The sequence below is a fragment of the Alteromonas sp. W12 genome (genome assembly GCF_001924945.1).
Taxonomy (GTDB): Bacteria; Pseudomonadota; Gammaproteobacteria; order Enterobacterales; family Alteromonadaceae; genus Alteromonas; species Alteromonas macleodii.
Genome location: NZ_LQXH01000007.1, coordinates 420908 through 438651 on the forward strand (window position 1 = coordinate 420908; position 17744 = coordinate 438651).

A 17744-nucleotide genomic window follows, 5' to 3' on the forward strand; every position below is an offset into this window, starting at 1 on the left:
TATGAAACTAACAATTACACTCGCTGGTAAAAATAAACGCTATAGGCACAGTATTAGTGTCCGTACGCTTGTGAGCGCAACCGTGCTCTCGTCTATTTTTATGCTAGTGTCGAGCCGTTCAACAGAATCGGTATCAGAAGATATTGCACGAGTTCGTTTGGCACAGACTGAAGTCAACGAACGACAAAAAGACGTTGAAGCGTTAAAGCAGCAAACAACGGTCAAATTACAAGCTTTGCTTTCTCACGTCGCAGAGTTATCTGCGCAGGCTACATTGCTGGACGAGAAAGGTAAGCAAATCGCAACAGAATTAGGTATGTCAGCGGCTGACCTGGACGCTTTCGTACCGGTATCGATACCGGATAACCTTCAAGACGATCCCATCCTTCACGAAATAGCCAAACTAGAGCAATCACTCGATTTGAAGTCTCAACAGTTGTCTATGCTTGAAAGTTTGGTCAGGGGTCACCATATCCACGAACAGAGCCAATTATCTGGTCGTCCGATAGAGTCAGGGTGGTTGTCTTCTTATTATGGTATGCGGGCCGACCCGTTTACCGGCGAACCAACTATGCACAAAGGGCTAGATTTCGCTGGTAAGGCAGGGGAAAACGTAGTGGCAACTGCCGCAGGTATTGTGACCTGGGCTGGTGATCGCTACGGCTATGGCCAACTTGTAGAAATTGATCACGGTGATGGTTTTGTTACCCGCTATGGGCATAACGACACCCTTACTGTCTCAATAGGCGACGTGGTAACCAAAGGGGAACCTATTGCTAAAATGGGCAATACGGGGCGCTCAACTGGCGTTCATGTTCACTACGAAGTAATAAGAAACGGAAAACAAGTCGATCCTCTGCCTTTTGTCTACAAAAAGTAGCATAGGTAGCAGCCAGGTAATTCTCGTAGACGGTGCCTTTATTAATTAAAAGTCATCTAAAACGAAGAAGCATAATTTTAGAACATCGCAAAGCACAACGTGGTTACCGTTGTGTTTTATACGTTTAATTTAGCTGTGCACATTGTGCGGCGCCTCGACAAGTAGTGGAATAATAAAGCTAATGTTTTCAAGCATCCTTCGAAAAGTATTCGGTAGTAGAAACGACCGACTATTAAAAAAATTACGCAAAAACGTAGATGCCATCAATGCACTGGAAGCAGAATTTGAAAAGCTTTCCGATGAGGCGCTAAAGGCTAAGACAGACGAATTTAAAGCGCGTATTGAAAAGGGTGAAACCCTTGACGATATTCTTGTAGAAGCCTTCGCTACTGTGCGTGAAGCAAGTAAACGCGTATACGGCATGCGTCACTTCGACGTTCAGATGCTAGGTGGTCAAGTACTTCACCAAGGTAAAATTTCAGAAATGCGTACGGGTGAAGGTAAGACGCTTACCGCTACCTTGCCAACTTACCTTAACGCCTTGTCAGGCAAAGGGGTTCACGTTGTGACCGTGAACGACTACCTTGCCCGCCGTGATGCTGAGTGGAGTAACCAGTTATTTACTTACCTAGGCATGCGTGTGGGCTGTAACGTACCCGGTATGTCGCCACAGCAAAAACGTGAAGCTTACCAAGCAGACGTAACCTATGGTACGAACAACGAATTTGGTTTTGACTACCTTCGTGACAATATGGCATTTAGCCCACAAGACCGCGTACAGCGCCCGCTTAACTATGCGGTAGTGGATGAGGTTGACTCAATTCTTATCGACGAAGCCCGTACACCACTTATTATCTCTGGTCAGGCCGAAGATAGCTCAGAACTGTATCGCCGTATCAACACTATTATTCCTAAACTTGTTCAGCAAGAAAAAGAGGATGAAGAAGGCCAAGAGGGTGACGGTGATTACACGATTGACCTTAAAGCCAAGCAAATTCACCTTACCGAGCGCGGTCAAATTCACGTTGAGGAAATTCTTCAGCAAGAGGGCATGCTACCTGAAGGCGAGTCGCTGTTTGCTGCAGGTAATATTTCACTGCTTCATCATATTAACGCTGCGCTTCGTGCACACAAGTTGTTTGCTAAAGACGTAGACTACATCGTTAAAGAAGACCAAATCGTTATTGTTGACGAGCATACGGGTCGTACGATGGAAGGCCGTCGCTGGTCTGAAGGTTTACACCAAGCTGTAGAAGCGAAAGAAGGGGTTCGTATTCAAAACGAAAACCAAACTCTTGCGTCAATTACCTTCCAGAATTATTTCCGCTTGTATAACAAGCTTGCGGGTATGACAGGTACAGCAGATACAGAAGCCTTCGAATTTAACCATATTTACGGCTTGGAAACGGTAGTTATCCCAACAAACCGTCCTATGCAGCGTAAAGATATGGCTGATCTCATCTACCTAACGGCAGAAGAAAAATACGAAGCCATTGTTGAAGACATTAAAGAGTGCGTTAAACGCGGTCAACCTACGCTTGTGGGTACTGTGTCTATCGAGAATTCAGAACTCATTTCTCGCATTCTTAAGAAGTCGAAAATTCCTCATAAAGTGCTTAACGCTAAGTTCCACGAACACGAAGCAGATATCGTCGCTCAGGCTGGTAAGCCAGGCGCGGTTACGATTGCGACTAACATGGCAGGTCGTGGTACCGATATCGTGTTAGGTGGTAACTGGCAGGCAGAAGTAGAAAAGATTGAAAATCCAACTGAAGCGCAAATCGAGAAGATCAAAGCCGAATGGAAAGAAAGCCATGACGCTGTGCTTGCCTCAGGTGGTTTACACATTATTGGTACAGAGCGTCACGAGTCTCGCCGCATTGATAACCAGCTTCGCGGTCGTTCGGGCCGTCAGGGTGACCCCGGTTCAAGCCGTTTCTACCTTTCATTAGACGACGCACTTATGCGTATCTTTGCCTCTGAAAAAATGGGCAACATGATGAAGCGTTTAGGTATGGAGCGTGGTGAAGCCATTGAGCATCCGTGGGTAACTCGCGCCATCGAGAATGCACAGCGCAAAGTAGAAGGTCGTAACTTCGACATTCGTAAGCAGTTGCTTGAATACGATGATGTGGCCAACGACCAGCGTAAAGTCATCTACGAGCAGCGCAATGAGCTTCTTGATGAAGGTGATATTAGCGAGACTATCGCGGCTATTCGTGAAGACGTTATTTCAAGTGTTGTCGATGAGTACATTCCGCCACAGTCTCTTGAAGAAATGTGGGATGTAAGCGGACTTGAAGAGCGCATGCGTGCCGATTTCGCCGTAGACTTGCCAATCAAGACCTGGCTTGAAAATGACGACAAACTTTACGAAGAGAAGCTTCGCGAGCGCATTCTTGGCGAAGTCGTTGATTCTTATAAGCAGAAAGAAGCGGTAGTGGGCGAGCAGGTACTGCGTCAGTTTGAAAAAGCGGTAATGCTTCAAAACCTAGACAGCCATTGGAAAGAGCATTTGGCGGCAATGGATCACCTGCGCCAAGGTATTCATTTACGCGGCTATGCGCAGAAAAATCCTAAGCAAGAATACAAGCGTGAGTCGTTTGCTTTGTTCTCACAAATGTTAGAAGCGCTTAAAGTTGAAGTGATCACTATTCTTGCGCGTGTAAAAGTACAAGCTGAAGAAGACGTGCAAAAAGTAGAAGAACAACGTCGTCAAGCTGACGATGTGCCTAAGAACTTCGAGCACGAAGAAGCGAACGCAACGCCAGAAGAGGCAAGTGACAAAGTACGTACGCAAGTTCGCGAAGGTGCGAAAGTGGGCCGTAATGACCCATGTCCTTGTGGCTCTGGTAAAAAGTATAAGCAGTGTCACGGCAAGCTTAAGTAATGAAAGTAGTACATGTTGCTGTGGGCGTTATCGCCCGCGGCGATGAAATATTCATTACTCTTCGCCCTGACAATGTTCATCAGGGCGGAAAATGGGAATTTCCCGGCGGCAAAGTAGAAGACGGTGAGACCGTTCTACAGGCGCTGAAGCGAGAGCTTGCTGAAGAAGTTGGGATTATTGTGAACGGAAGCGAGCCTGTGATTGTGATCACCCATGATTACGGCGACAAGCAAGTTAAACTAGATGTTCATCGCGTGTGTGATTTTACCGGCGAGCCGCACGGCAAAGAAGGCCAACAGTCGCGGTGGGTCAAGGTAACGTCACTAAACGCCTCTGACTTTCCTGAAGCAAACGTTCCCATAATTAACGCTTTACAATAGTTCTGCGTTATCCACCGTACAAAGTGAAGCGGCGTTCAGCCGCTTTTTTCTTATACCTAAGTATAAGTTGCTAATTCCTCGGTAATTTTTTTAAAAATTAATCTCAATCCTCAGAAGCGCATTAGACTATTGTACTTTGACAAAGTCGCTAGCATCATCTTTCTAGAACACACGTATATAAGTTTTTGATTTTATATTGATATGTAAAAAAGTGTCATTTATGACATTTGCGCCATTTTGCCGTTGAATTATGTTTCTACGGAAACAACGTACCCCTCTTCATACAAACGTATTTCGTTTAATACATTAATGCGCCCGGTTCTCAACGATATTTGAATAGTGTTTTTACAGCCATTCACATATCGAGGTTACTTATGGCGCTCAAAAAATCTACCGAACAAACAGTCGCACCAGCAGTGCGAGTTGATGCAAAGATGCGTAAAGAAGCGGAAGAGGAGCGCCGCAAAGCAAGAACACTCGCGAGGCAGCAGCAAGCCGCAGAGCGCGTTGCTTCCGCCACGACTGAATTAGCAAGTGGTATAAATCAGGCCTCAAGCGCAACCGATCAGTTATCCACTGCAGTTAACGAAATTGCAGCAGGCGCCGAGGAATCGAGCAGTGCAAGCCAAGAAAGCTTAGCGGCTATCACACAGATTTCAGGTGGTCTTGTTGCACAGCTTGAATTGGCAGGCTCGACAATGGACAAAACCAACGAGCTTCAAACCTATCTTGAACGCGTTGTCGGTGATTTAAGCACCATGATGACCAGCGTTAAAACCGCATCTGAGCATCAATCACGCTCTGTAGTAATGATGAGCGAGTTAGAGCAACAAGCATCAAACATCGGCGAAGCTGTCAAACAAGTGACCCGCATTGCCGATCAGACGAACTTGCTAGCGCTTAACGCTGCTATTGAAGCGGGACGGGCTGGTAAGCACGGAAAGGGATTTGCTGTAGTCGCCGATACAGTTCGCGCGCTCGCAGAAGTGTCAGACAAAAGTGCTGCAGATATAGCTAAGCAGATAGAGCGTATTCAACAGCAATCTAACAGTGTCTCTGATGCCGTTAAATCATCATCGCAAGCGGCGCTTGAGGAAGTGACCAAAGGCCAAGCGGTTACCGAGCAACTTATCACCATAAAATCAGACATGCAGAGCATTGCTGACGGTGCGGGTGAACTACAGGCACAAGTCAAATCGATGGATGCAGCGGCTAAAGAAATTCAAACTGGTTCAGAAGCAATCTCGTGCGCGGCCGACGAGCAGTCAACCGCTGCTCAGGAAGTGTCATCTAATGTCTCTGAGCAGAGTGTTGCTTTGTCTCAAGCTGAACAGGCTGCACAGTCACTAGAAATAATCACCGAAGAGCTTAAAAACAGCACAGACATTAACAAGAGCGCAGAAGAGGTGGCATCGTCAGCTGAAGAGCTGTCAGCAACCCTCGAAGAAATCAATCGCTCATCCAGTGAAATCATGACGGCATTGACTCAAGTGAATAACGGTTCGCAGCAGGCAGCAAGCTCTGTCGACCAAGCCGTGGGAAATATTGACCTGTTAAGAGAAGGTGTTGATAAAGCCTCAGCGCAGTGTGATGTAGCGTTAGAGAAAGGCAATGCTATTACTGGATTACTTAAAGAAAACCGTGCGCTGATTGAGGGAATGGTTAGCGGCATAAATCTGGCGCTTGAAACTAGCAAAGAAAATGTGAGTGCTATCAGTGAGATGGAAGTCATGACGCGCCAAATAGACAAGGTTATCGACACTATTACCACGGTATCAGTGAAAACCAGCATGTTGGCAGTAAACGGCGCGGTAGAAGCGGCGCGAGCAGGTGAGTATGGCAAAGGTTTTGCGGTCGTGTCTGCAGATATTCAAAGCCTAGCAGATGAAGCTGCTGAAAATGTAGAGCAGATAAAAGACCTCATCAAAGCCATTCAAGACCAGACAATGAGCGTAAAAACAGACTTAACTAATGTTGCTGAAAGTGCATCTAGAGAGGTCATGAAAGCGAAGCAAACTACGCAAGATGTCGAGCAAATTGCGACTGATATCGACGAAGTTGTGCAATATAACCAGGCAATGAAAGAGCGGGGTGAAGAAATTGCCGCGGGTGTTACACAGGCCCAGCGGGGACTAGAGCAAATTGCGACGGCAAATGAGCAAGCGAGCAGTAACTGTCAGCAGGCACTTAACGCAGCAGACCAGCAAAGTAAAGGCATGGAAGTGTTGGCCAAGTCCATTGAAGAAATTGCTTCAGTGGCTGACGAAATGCAAAACGGCTAATCCATAGCGCTTGTGTCTAATAGAGGAGCTTGCCTCATGAGTAACGAAAATACGAATAACGAGACCGCAAACGAAACTGAGCCAATGTCAGGTGGTGAACAACAGTTCGTGTCCTTCATGGTCAACGAGGAGCGTTTCACTTTTCCTATGCTTGCGGTGGGCGAAATCATTCGCGTACCGACTATGGTGTCTGTCCCCCTTGGTCCCGCACAAATGATTGGCTTAGCAAACTTACGTGGGAACGTATTGCCCGTGTATGACTTAAGCACAATCTTACTTGGAGCGAAGTCACAAGAGAGTGACGTAACCCGCGTAGTTGTAGTGGAGTCTGAGCTTGGTAGCGTAGGATTTCTGGTAGACAGAGTACTGCGAGTCTACAGTGTTAGCAGCGATGCTGTTATCGATAAAACCTCAATGACGGATTCTATCGCCTACGACTATATGCAGGGCATCATTAAACAAAGCGACCAGCCTGTAGAGCAAATCCTTGATGTTTCTGCGCTTGCAAAAGCACAGGCAGTCGTCAAGCAAGATGGCAATACTATGCAGCTGTCGGGAATGCAGCATATTGATAACGATGCGCCTGAAGATTCTCAAGAGGACGAGAATTTGCAGCAGTTAGTGTGCTTCTCGCTAGAGGAACAAGAGTTCGCATTTCACCTTCAAGATGTAGAAGAAATTGTGCGTGTTCCCGCTGAGATATCGCAACTTCCGGATAGTGCACCTTCTGTTTTGGGGCTGGTCAATCTGCGCGGCCGCATCATTCCCATTGTCGACTTGTCGAACTCCATTGGCATGATGCGCACTGAAATTAACGAAGCATCGCGCATTGTAGTAACGCAAAACAGTGAGTTTGGTAGCGTTGGCTTTGTGGTAGCCAAAGTCAGTAATGTGGTGTCTATTTCTGAAGCTGAACTGGAATCTGTTCCTTCGGTATGTAATGACGGCGCGGAATCGGGGCTGCTTGAAGCGGTCTACCGCAGCGATGGCGGCAAACGCCTGGTGTCTATTATCAACCTTTCTAACATCTACAGCCGTGCGCTGATGAGCGCTTTAACCAGTCTTGATGCCGATATTCAGCAGGAGTCTCAAATGAATGATGGCAACGATTTAGCAATTGATGAAGATGACTGCGAGCAATACGTTATCTTTTGGATTAATGGGCAAGAATACGGCGTAAGCATTGACGATACCCAAGAGATTACGCGAGTACCTGAAAAGCTTGAAAGTGTGCCGAGTACGCCAGATTACCTGAAAGGCATTGTTAACCTTCGCGGTACAGTGTTGCCGGTTATCGACTTGCGTAGCCGCTTAGGTATGCCGTGCAGCGAAACGTCAGAACGTCAGCGCATCGTTGTTCTTACTAAAGATAAACAGCGTACCGGGTTCATCGTTGATGGTGTTGCCGAAGTGAAGACCGTCGTTAGACAGACTATTGAAGAAGCGCCTTCTCTTTCTGAGATGCAATCTGAGTTCTTAAACCGCCTGATTAAGCTGAACGATGAAAAACGCATTATTCAAATTATCGAGCCCAAAGTCTTGCTCGATGACAATGCGGTATCTAAAGCTCAAGAGCAATGCTAGCTAATATTCGAGGTTATTTATGACAGTAAAAGTACTTATCGTCGACGATTCCGCGTTAATGCGAAAGCTGTTCACGCAACTCTTCGAGAAAGAGGGCTTTATTGTTCAAGTAGCACGTAACGGCGAAGAAGCGCTAACTAAAGCTGTAGAGTTCGAGCCAGACTGTATAACACTGGACATTAATATGCCGGTAATGGATGGCATGACGTGTCTGGCGATGCTCAAGAAACTTTATCCTTGTCCTATTATCATGGTGTCTTCGCTTACGCAAAAGGGAGCCACCATTACCCTAGAGGCACTCGCGCTTGGCGCAAGTGACTTTGTGTTAAAAACAGGGGGCACTGTTTCGCGGGATATTTCAGATTTAGAGGCGCCTTTAATAAACAAAATTCACGCCCTAGCCAAAACTGGCAAACCACAGCGTCCTACAATTAAACCGCCCCCAGTCGTGACACAGAAAGTTGTTCGCCACAAAACGAGCGTACCCTTTGAAGTCGTTCTGGTAGGCGTTTCCACTGGTGGTCCCAAAAAGCTTGAACACCTGGTAGCTAACTTAAGCCCCGCATTTCCGATTCCTATCGTTATTTCACAGCACATGCCAGCCTCTTTCACCAGTGCGCTGGCTAAGCGCTTGGACGGAATCAGTCCGCTCAACGTGGTTGAGGTGAATGCGAAGATGCCCATAAAGGCTGGCAATGTTTATCTTGCAAAGGGGGATGCTGATCTTGCCTTCTCAAAAACCGGCGGTGAAGTCTCAGCGCGCCCTGTGCCATCAAGCCCAAGTTTTCTGTGGCATCCAAGTGTGGATCGTATGGTAGACAGCGCACTTAACTGCTACAAGCCACTTTCTATGCTGTGCGTACAGCTGACCGGAATGGGGTGTGATGGTGTTGCCGCTATGAGCAAAGCGTTTAAAGAAGGTGCGACAACGATCGCAGAGAGTGAGGCGACCTCAGTTGTCTTCGGTATGCCAAAAGAGCTTATTGAAGCGGGTTGCGCCAGCTTCGTACTAGATAGTCCCAAAGTCGCATCTAAATTGAATGCGCTTTGTCGTTAAGAGGAGAAGTAATTATGGGTCTCAAGAAGAAAGTAGAACCTATTGCCGATGTTTCCGATGACTTTGAGGAAAAGCGCGAACACCCTCGAACGAAAGAGCAACTCATTAGCGACCTAAACTCGAACGACAGTGATGTGCGCCGGTGGGCAGTAAGAGATTTGAGTGGCCAAAAAGATGCGCACGACGCCTTTATATATCGATTGCCACAAGAAGATGACCCAACAGTGATCGAGGCTTTATTTAGCGCGCTCGAGCATGATATGACTCAAAGTCATGCCTCGCAGGTTATTACCATGCTTAAAAGCGAACACGTGCAATTGCGAAATGGGGCTATTGAGCTTATGCAGCAAAACCCTGATATTTTTGCTGCGAATGTCAATTTACTCATGCACGACGAGGACCCTGACACCCGTATTTTCTGCGTAGACATTATAGGTGCGGTTGCTCACATAGATGCAGTGAACTGGCTGCACCAATTCGCTCTAAATGACGACAATGAAAACGTTGTGGGTACTGCACTGGACAAACTGGCTGAAATTGCTGATGTGTCTACTTTGGATATTTTGCAAACTGTTGAAAGCCGCTTTCCGAATCATAACTACATTCAGTTTGTTATTTCACTAATTCGTAATCAAGTGAGAAACGCCGATGAATAGTGTAGCACTAGACAAAATAGGTGCTGCCGATTTCGAACGGTTTCGCTCTATGTTTTACCGAAAAACCGGGATCCACTTCGAAGACTCGAAGCGCTATTTTGTAGACAAACGTCTCCATGAACGCATGAAGGCTACAGGTCATACGAGCTTTAAAGGTTACTTCACTTACATGCGATTCCAAGCGTCAGGTGAAGAATTTCAAAACCTCGTGAATTCAATGACTGTCAATGAAACGTATTTCTTTCGCGAAGAATATCAATTTGAAGCGATGACAAGAGAAATAATGGATGAGTTAGACGGTTATCGTCCTGCCGGAGAAGATTTGCGCATTTGGTCAGTACCCTCGAGTACGGGCGAAGAGCCTTACTCAATAGCGATATATCTTATCGAGTATTGGAAAGGGTTGGCGCACAGAGATGTAGAGCTCATCTCTTCTGATATTGACAGCAACGTGCTGGCATCAGCAAAAAAAGGGCTTTATTCCAAGCGCTCTGTTCAGAACATTCCGCTCCCGCTGGTGAAGAAGTATTTCAAAGAAATCAATGGGCAATTCCAGCTTAGTGATGACATACGTGAGTCCGTATCCTTTACGCTCGCGAATATTTTATCCGCAAATAATATGAAGCAGTTTAGGCATTTTGACCTCATTTTTTGCCGAAACTTGCTCATTTATTTTGATGATGAATCGCGTAAGAAGGCGGCGCAGGTACTCTTTGATGCGATGAAACCAGGTGGATACATTTTTTTAGGGCACAGCGAATCTATGAGCCGTATTTCGTCTATGTTTAAAGTACGCAAATTCGGTGATGTGATTGCTTACCAGAAGCCACTTACAGGAGGGGCATAACATGAAAACAGTAATGATTGTTGATGATGCCTCTACGGTAAGAATGTTCCACAAAATGCTGGTGACTTCGCCAGACAGAATTATCGAAGAGGCGGAGAATGGTGTAGAAGCGCTTGAGAAAGCTATAGGTACAAATGTGGACTTGTTTCTTGTTGATGTGAACATGCCAAAGATGGACGGTTATAGGCTATGTAAGGAAATACGGCTCAATGAGGCACTACGTGCGGTCCCCATTATCATGATAAGCACCGAGTCGGCTAATCAAGATGCCGAACGAGCCTATCAATGTGGGGCAAACTATTACATGACGAAGCCTGTGGATGCAGACACGTTGAAGTCAGTAGTAAGTGCAGTGATTGGGGGGTAAGCCAATGAGTGAATTACTTGATGTGTTTATTGGCGAGTCCCGCGAGAATTTAGAGTCGGCGAGCCAAGAGCTTTTAGAAATTCAATCGTCGGGCCCAGCTTCTGAGCGTGTAGACAAAATTTTTCGCGACCTGCACACCATTAAAGGTTCTTCTGATTTATTTGATATTAAACCTTTGACTCGCTTGGCGCACGCAGCAGAAGATTTGCTTGATAGTGTAAGGTCTAACGAGGTCACCTACAGCGATGATATAGGCGATTTGTTGCTTGAAGCCTTAGACCAAATTTCTATATGGTTCGACGAGCTCGAAGTAGGTTCTCAGAATGTAGAGCAATGGAAACCAATATCGACACAGCTTAGTGCTCAATTAAGACACTTTATCGACCCGACAGCATCGAGTGAAGTCGATGAAAGCAGCGCCACGGTTAACAACGAAAGCCCAATAGCAGACTTGCAAACGCTAAGTGAAGAGCACATAGCACTGATCGCCAGTTTTGGTAGAAACGCTGACTTAGACCTACTTTGTAAAGCGACTGGCCCAGACTGCTATTTCATTCAGTACACGCCCGACGAAGGCTGCTTCTTTCGCGGAGAAGACCCAATAAATGTCACCGTAGCCTTACCTGGAATAAAGGCGTTTAATATTGAAATGCCCGAATTAGGCGAAGATGCAGATATCTATAACTGTTTCACTTCAATCAAAGCGCTTGGCGTTGCCGGCGAAGATGAAATTAAACAGCATATGGCGTATTACGAGGGGCAGTACTCTTGCGTTAGTTTTTCCACTCAAGCCTTAAAAGCTGCATGCAGCGGTAAAATTCAAAAGTGCGTCGAGACTATCGACGACGAAACCTTAAACAGTGCCCTGAATGACACAGACATAGACCAAGTGCATGCTAGCGCTGGACTACTGCTTGCCTCACTGAACTTTGACGACAGCGAAGATGATAGCGCTAATAGGGCTGTGCTGAGCCTGCTATCTTCAATCGACGATTTGAGTTTTCTTAATAACGAGATTCGAGAGGATGGATGTTCAAGTAAAGACACTAATACGAATGCGTCTCCTGAAGTCGGTAATAGTTCGACAAACGAAGCAGGAGACTCGAAGAGCGATGCGTCTAAGCCAAAAACCTTAGCGTTGCATGAACGAGCAATGCTGAAACAACAGCTCACATTACTAAATTCGGATAACTATAAATCTGAGTTCATGTTTCCTTCTATCGCAGGGCTGGTGGGTAATATTCTGGGCGCTGAGTTTGAAAATGAGGACGCGCTGGCGGTTGCCATTAGTAACGCGTTAGATGAGGAAACAATTCAAGCGCAAGCAAATGACGAGCAAGCGCAACAAACGTCGAATAACGTGACAGCTGAGGCTACACAGCCAGCTAATACACAGTCAGCTAATACACAGCCAGCTAACGCACGAGAAACGACAGAAGACACAGCTGCTCCTGTAAAAGCTGAACGCCAAGCGGTGAAAATGCTCAAGGTCGATCAGTCAAAAATAGATTACTTAATGGACATTGTTGGCGAGCTAACCGTTGCCAAAAATTCTCTGCCTTATCTTGCAAAGCAGGCAGAAGAAGAGGGAGGCAGTAGAAAGCTCAGTAAGCAAATCAAAGCCCATTTTTCCATTGTTAACCGATTAACAGAATCGCTCCAAAGTGCAGTGCTTCAGATTCGTATGGTGCCTGTTTCCCACGTATTTCAACGCTACCCTCGCTTAGTGCGGGATTTAGCCAGAAAGCTCGATAAAAAAATCGAGTTGTGTATGCAGGGGGAAGATACCGAGTTTGACAAAAATTTAATTGAGTCCTTATCTGAACCGCTTATTCACTTGCTAAGAAATAGCATAGATCACGGCATAGAGTCTCCTGCAGAGCGACTTGCAGCAGGAAAACCTAAAGTAGGTCGCATCGACCTCATCGCAACGCCGCTTGATGATAGCGTAATCATAGAGATTCGTGATGATGGTAAAGGCATTGACCCTCAAAAAATAAAGCTTTTGGCATTTCAAAAAGGGGTTATCAGCGAAACGCAGCTTGAAAACTTGGATGATAATGAAGCGCTACAATTAATCTTTGCCGCTGGTTTTTCTACGTCTGAGCAAGTGTCAGATTTATCTGGGCGCGGCGTTGGAATGGATGCGGTAAAAACGATGGTTAGTCAGGCCGGCGGCACAATCGAAATGCAAAGCGAAGTGGGAGTAGGAAGTACTTTCAAACTATTGCTGCCCCAAACTATGTCAGTGAACCGAGTAATGATGTTCGAAGTGAATGATCAAATGTTTGGTGTTGGAATGGATGCCGTCGTTGAGACTGTCAAAGTGCCTACTGCCGATATCCAGCGTATTCGCAACGAACACGTACTGGTTATCCGCGAAAAGCTCATACCTCTTTGTGACTTGCGTGAAGCGTTAGGTTTCGAAGCAGCCGAAGAAAGGGAAGAGCATTCAATTCTTGTGGTATCAACGCCTCAGGGAGAGTTTGGATTAATCATTGATAAGTTTCACGAAGGGATTGACGTCATTCAAAAACCGCTTGAAGGCGTGTTGGCCGGATACGCTCACTTCTCGGGAACGGCGCTGCTTGGCGACGGGCGTGTGTTATTGATTATCAACGTTCAAGAGGTATTAGCAAAATGCCTATAGCTTACAAAAAGAAAGTCGCGGTAATGACCGGGCATTGTGAAATAGAAGAAGCTGAAGCGCTCTTTGCTTGGTTGAATGAAGAGACTTCCCGACAAGTTAATTTAAAAGCCTTAGGTAGCGCACATACCGCTGTGTATCAGGTATTGCTAGCGAAGAAGCCAAAAGTGAGCGTGTGGCCTGAAGCTGATGCACTATATTGGCTGACTGAAATGATGCAGAACAAGCAGAGTAAAGTGTGGTTCGAATGAGAGTGATCACGGTAGCTAATCGCAAAGGCGGTACGGCGAAAACCACTACGGTGGTAAATCTTGCTTATGGCTTCGCACAAGCGAATAAACGGGTCATTGTGTTGGATCTTGATAATCAAGGCCATGTTATGCATGGCTTAAAAGCACTAGGATGCGTTCAACAAAGCGATATAACTGAACTGCCTCTCAACACCTTCTTTACCTCTATTGTGAAGTGCGCTGACAGCATTTATGCCACCGATGTTGATACTTGTAATGCGAATACAAATGAAGAAATCACGCTAGATGTATTGCGTAACTGGTGCGACTCGGAAGCGGTAACGAAACATTTCGATATTGTTCTTATTGACACACCGCCAACATTGAGCCCGCAGCTTATGGCTGCGCTATCGGCAGCGACCGACATTATTATTCCAGCAACACCCCTTCCACTGGCAAGTGACGGTGTTCAGAAACTGCTCAATGCCTGCAGAAATGCAATGGCAGAGCGAAAATTTAGAGCAACCAAACTCACTATTTTACCTGTCATGGTAGAACAAAATCTAAAGCTGCACAGACAGGAGTTAAGTAACTGGTACGGGCGCTATGGACGAAGCAAAGTGCTTAATCCCATTAGAAAGAGCATCAAACTCGCCGAGGCATTTGCAGAGAATAAGCCTGTATTTGCCTATGCTCCTAACAGTCGTGGCGCACATGACTATACTGAATTATGTAAACAATTAATTGGCTAACACGAGAGGTAATGCAATGAGCGCAATACACTTAGTAGATGACTCGGCCACCATGTTAATGAGCATGGAAATGTTATTAAAACGAGCGGGCTATACGGTCACAAAATCAGAGAGTGCGGAAGCGGCTATGACAGCCCTTGAATCAATCAGTCCTAAACTAATTATCACAGACTTAAACATGCCAGGTATGAATGGCATAGAGCTTATTAAAACGTTGAAACAGCAGTCTAAGTTCAGGTTCACCCCTATGTTGATGTTAACCACTGAATCTCAACAGAGTCGTCGCGAAGAAGCGAAAGCGGCGGGCGCGACAGGTTGGCTTGTTAAGCCTGTTGAGCCAGAGCAGTTATTAGGTGTAGTAAAGCAGTTGGTGCCAACTGCATAAGGTTAGATTATGAAAGTACTTGAAAAAACAAAGCAGTATTATGAGTTGGTACTCGCTGAGAAGTTTAAAGTGCTTAAGGATAAGACGAACAAAGTTCAGGACTCACTTTTACTTTGGAGCGGTTTGGTTGGTGTGTCTATATTGAGTATGGCAATTTCGTTGAATATATCGCCACAGCTATTAAATGGGCAAGCAGGTACCGTTGCTACAATTCTGGGTTTCTTGAGTTTTATTACATGGTATTCGCATAGGCAAATAAGCGTATTCAAAGCCAGTCTTAATAAACAGGAGAGTTATTTACAAGAAACCTCTGAGCAACTCAACGAAACACATGCTCAAGTCAGTGAATATGTAGCCATACTCAAAGGCCAAATGGACGGCATAAGCGCTATCACAGAAGATGCATCGATGGAATTGATGAAGGCGCTGTACGAAATTGAAAGTAGCATTCAAGACAGTATAGATAACGTTGAGTTAGGGCAGAAGAACGCGCTTAGCTGCAAAGAAAAAAGCGCCGATGAGTTTGAGCTGGCTGCAAAGCGCTTATCGAGTATTAAAGCCATGATAAGCACCCAGCGGGAACAGCAAATCGCAGACACAGAAGCGATTCAAGGGGTAATGCGTGAAGTTGAGAACCTTAAAGAGCTCACTGAACTGGTTAAAAATATTGCTTCACAAACCAACTTATTAGCGCTAAATGCGGCTATCGAGGCAGCTAGAGCTGGAGAATACGGAAGGGGATTTGCGGTAGTAGCAGAACAAGTACGTATATTGTCTTCCCAGTCTTCAGAAGCGGCTGAAAAAATAGAATCAGGTATAAAGTCCGCTCTTGATGCCGCACACCACCAGGGAGAGAAAATGCTTAATTCAACGCGTGCTAACGACACGTGTGAACTATTGACGGGATTTTCTGAATCGTTAGAAAACATTACGAGCCACTATCGGGTATTAGAAGAACTTAATCCCAAAATGCTGGCATGTTTTTCACAAAGCGCGACGGAAGTGGCGTCTAAAGTGAGTGGTGCAATAGCCAAGATTCAATTCCAAGATATTATTCGCCAGCGCACCGAACACGTGAAGTTAGAGCAAGATGCCATTGTTAGCTTGTTCGGACAATTCTCGTCTTACATCAATAATCGCGAACATTTTGACGAGTCTTTTAATTTAAGCACGAAAGAAATGTTTGAAAAATACGTTATGGAAGATCAGCGTAAAATCCACTTTGACATCAATGAATCTTCACCAGAAGAGAAAAATGAGTTTGAAGAGGCGCGAGAGCCAAAAATAGAACTCTTTTAGCTAAGGGCCCATCAGGGCCCAATAGCCTTTCTGACTGTGCTTTTGTTATTCTTTTGCTGGTAAGTCAAATAACAAGATAACTTACGCTTAAAGCATTATTCGTTCAGCGGTGGCAAATGCCACATCCAGTTTGAAATAAGCGGCTTCATTAATAAAGTGCGGGTAGGTTTCAGTTTCGTTTTCCCACACGATATCTTTGCCGTCAAACGTCCGAAATACAGGTGCCCCAGGTATGAGAGGTTTGAAATCGTTATCTTGCAGTGAATGATGGATCATGGCGGTACGTTTTCCATTAGCATCTAACGGAAAAGACACGTTATCGCCTAAACGAAAAGCTTCACAGGCAGGCAAAGCGTCAGTACTGATTTGCCCTTTATTATACGCGGCACAAAAATCCAATATTGCTTCAGCCATGGTTTGTGTTAGAAGGTAAACATCTTCTCTTAACACGCCCTGTGGCTGCCCACCCACTTCTATCATTACACCTTTCTTACCAGTGGTGCACAGGTAACCATGTTCAAGGAAGGGCTTTTCGTCTTCTACCAAAATGTTGGCTTCTGGCATTTGTTGCTTTACGTATCGCGCCAGCTGAATATGAAATTCATCCGCTTCCAAAATGATAAGCGTAGCACCCATTTCGCTGGTGGTGTTGTGAATATCAATCACAAAATCTGTGTTCGAATCACCCTTAGGCCCTAACTGTTGGTTAAGAGCCTTAGCAAGCTCAGCTTCTTTCGCAGAATTGTTATTCGATAAACGTTCAAAAGTAAACTGACGGTTTAAGTCTTCGTCTACGAAACGAACGTTTGCCGCAATGGCCGCTTCATTGGCGATACTTAACGAAACATTTAGCTCATTAAATCGCGAAGGTAGCCCAAACTGTTGCCAGTTTCGAATAAGCTGAATACCACTGGTTTCATTTCCATGAGTACCACCAACAAGCGCGATAGAATTAAACATTCATGTTCCTTTTTGTATAGGTTGAGGATGAGGAAGGCTGCGCAGCGAGCTATTGATTAATATTGTGACGAATTAATACGTTCGATTGCTGAGCATCTACCTACGACTTGGAGACCAAGTAAACCGATACTACACCACTGCGCTTTGTACGAGAATACGTCTTAGTGGAATTTACCTAAATACTGATGTTTGCCAAATTGTATGGGAATGACATCGCGTATTAGTGCTTAAAGAAGTCATCTGATTGCTGTGCTAGCATCGCCTCTATCTCTTCAACATCGATATGCTTGGGCGTTGCGTCTTCTGCAGGCTTGCCGGCTATTTTTCTGTCTTCAGCGGCCCATTCACCTAAATCGATAAGTTGGCATTTTTTACTGCAAAAAGGGCGATATTCGCTTGTTGGTGCCCAAACAACCTGCTTGGCACAAATAGGACATTTCACTTCCATTATTTACTCCAGTGAAATACGTCTAAACGGCGAAGTTTGCGATTTGCTATCACTACCGCAGACGGGAAATAATAAATTAA

At 45.4% G+C, this 17744-nt stretch carries 16 protein-coding genes; 14 read left to right on the forward strand and 2 right to left on the reverse strand.

What is annotated here, in order from left to right; genetic code table 11:
* Position 1 precedes the first annotated feature (1 nt).
* The 14 genes from AWH61_RS09435 (at position 2) to AWH61_RS09500 (ending at position 16256) form a co-directional block, all read left to right on the forward strand.
* Complete coding sequence (locus tag AWH61_RS09435; RefSeq protein WP_014950422.1) at positions 2-880, forward strand: M23 family metallopeptidase; 879 nt, start codon at positions 2-4, stop codon at positions 878-880.
* Positions 881-1061: 181 nt separating this feature from the next.
* On the forward strand, positions 1062-3770 hold the full coding sequence (secA, locus tag AWH61_RS09440) for a preprotein translocase subunit SecA (protein WP_075176901.1): 2709 nt from the start codon (positions 1062-1064) through the stop codon (positions 3768-3770).
* Positions 3770-4150, forward strand: a complete 381-nt coding sequence (mutT, locus tag AWH61_RS09445; RefSeq protein ID WP_075176902.1) for an 8-oxo-dGTP diphosphatase MutT — start codon at positions 3770-3772, stop codon at positions 4148-4150. Before secA ends, mutT begins: the two co-directional genes overlap by 1 nt.
* A gap of 374 nt (positions 4151-4524) precedes the next feature.
* Complete coding sequence (locus tag AWH61_RS09450) at positions 4525-6432, forward strand: methyl-accepting chemotaxis protein (protein ID WP_039227964.1); 1908 nt, start codon at positions 4525-4527, stop codon at positions 6430-6432.
* Positions 6433-6468: 36 nt separating this feature from the next.
* On the forward strand, positions 6469-8016 hold the full coding sequence (locus AWH61_RS09455; protein WP_014950418.1) for a chemotaxis protein CheW: 1548 nt from the start codon (positions 6469-6471) through the stop codon (positions 8014-8016).
* A 19-nt stretch (positions 8017-8035) separates the two neighbouring features.
* The gene (cheB, locus tag AWH61_RS09460; RefSeq protein WP_075176903.1) at positions 8036-9073 is read left to right on the forward strand and encodes a chemotaxis-specific protein-glutamate methyltransferase CheB; all 1038 of its coding nucleotides are present in this window, start codon (positions 8036-8038) and stop codon (positions 9071-9073) included.
* Positions 9074-9087: 14 nt separating this feature from the next.
* Complete coding sequence (locus tag AWH61_RS09465) at positions 9088-9729, forward strand: HEAT repeat domain-containing protein (protein WP_075176904.1); 642 nt, start codon at positions 9088-9090, stop codon at positions 9727-9729.
* The gene (locus AWH61_RS09470) at positions 9722-10576 is read left to right on the forward strand and encodes a CheR family methyltransferase (RefSeq protein WP_039227968.1); all 855 of its coding nucleotides are present in this window, start codon (positions 9722-9724) and stop codon (positions 10574-10576) included. Before AWH61_RS09465 ends, AWH61_RS09470 begins: the two co-directional genes overlap by 8 nt.
* A gap of 1 nt (position 10577) precedes the next feature.
* Positions 10578-10943, forward strand: coding sequence for a response regulator (locus AWH61_RS09475; protein WP_039227970.1), 366 nt, complete (start codon positions 10578-10580; stop codon positions 10941-10943).
* 4 nt (positions 10944-10947) lie between these two features.
* Entirely contained in the window at positions 10948-13593 is a 2646-nt protein-coding gene (locus AWH61_RS09480; protein WP_075177116.1) for a chemotaxis protein CheA, read from the forward strand.
* Positions 13584-13841: a hypothetical protein gene (locus tag AWH61_RS09485; protein ID WP_014980031.1), complete on the forward strand. Its 258-nt coding sequence runs from the start codon at positions 13584-13586 to the stop codon at positions 13839-13841. The genes AWH61_RS09480 and AWH61_RS09485 overlap by 10 nt, the downstream gene beginning before the upstream one ends.
* Entirely contained in the window at positions 13838-14572 is a 735-nt protein-coding gene (locus AWH61_RS09490; RefSeq protein ID WP_069944754.1) for a ParA family protein, read from the forward strand. The genes AWH61_RS09485 and AWH61_RS09490 overlap by 4 nt, the downstream gene beginning before the upstream one ends.
* Positions 14573-14588: 16 nt before the next feature.
* Positions 14589-14957, forward strand: a complete 369-nt coding sequence (locus AWH61_RS09495) for a response regulator (RefSeq protein ID WP_014950410.1) — start codon at positions 14589-14591, stop codon at positions 14955-14957.
* Positions 14958-14966: 9 nt separating this feature from the next.
* Complete coding sequence (locus AWH61_RS09500; protein ID WP_075176905.1) at positions 14967-16256, forward strand: methyl-accepting chemotaxis protein; 1290 nt, start codon at positions 14967-14969, stop codon at positions 16254-16256.
* A gap of 87 nt (positions 16257-16343) precedes the next feature.
* Here the strand turns inward: AWH61_RS09500 and AWH61_RS09505 are convergent, their stop codons facing one another.
* Both AWH61_RS09505 and yacG read right to left on the reverse strand, forming a co-directional pair.
* Positions 16344-17216: an aspartoacylase gene (locus AWH61_RS09505; RefSeq protein WP_075176906.1), complete on the reverse strand. Its 873-nt coding sequence runs from the start codon at positions 17214-17216 to the stop codon at positions 16344-16346.
* 220 nt (positions 17217-17436) lie between these two features.
* Positions 17437-17664 (reverse strand): DNA gyrase inhibitor YacG, encoded by a 228-nt coding sequence (gene yacG / locus AWH61_RS09510; RefSeq protein WP_014950407.1) that lies wholly within the window; start codon positions 17662-17664, stop codon positions 17437-17439.
* Positions 17665-17744: the final 80 nt, after the last annotated feature.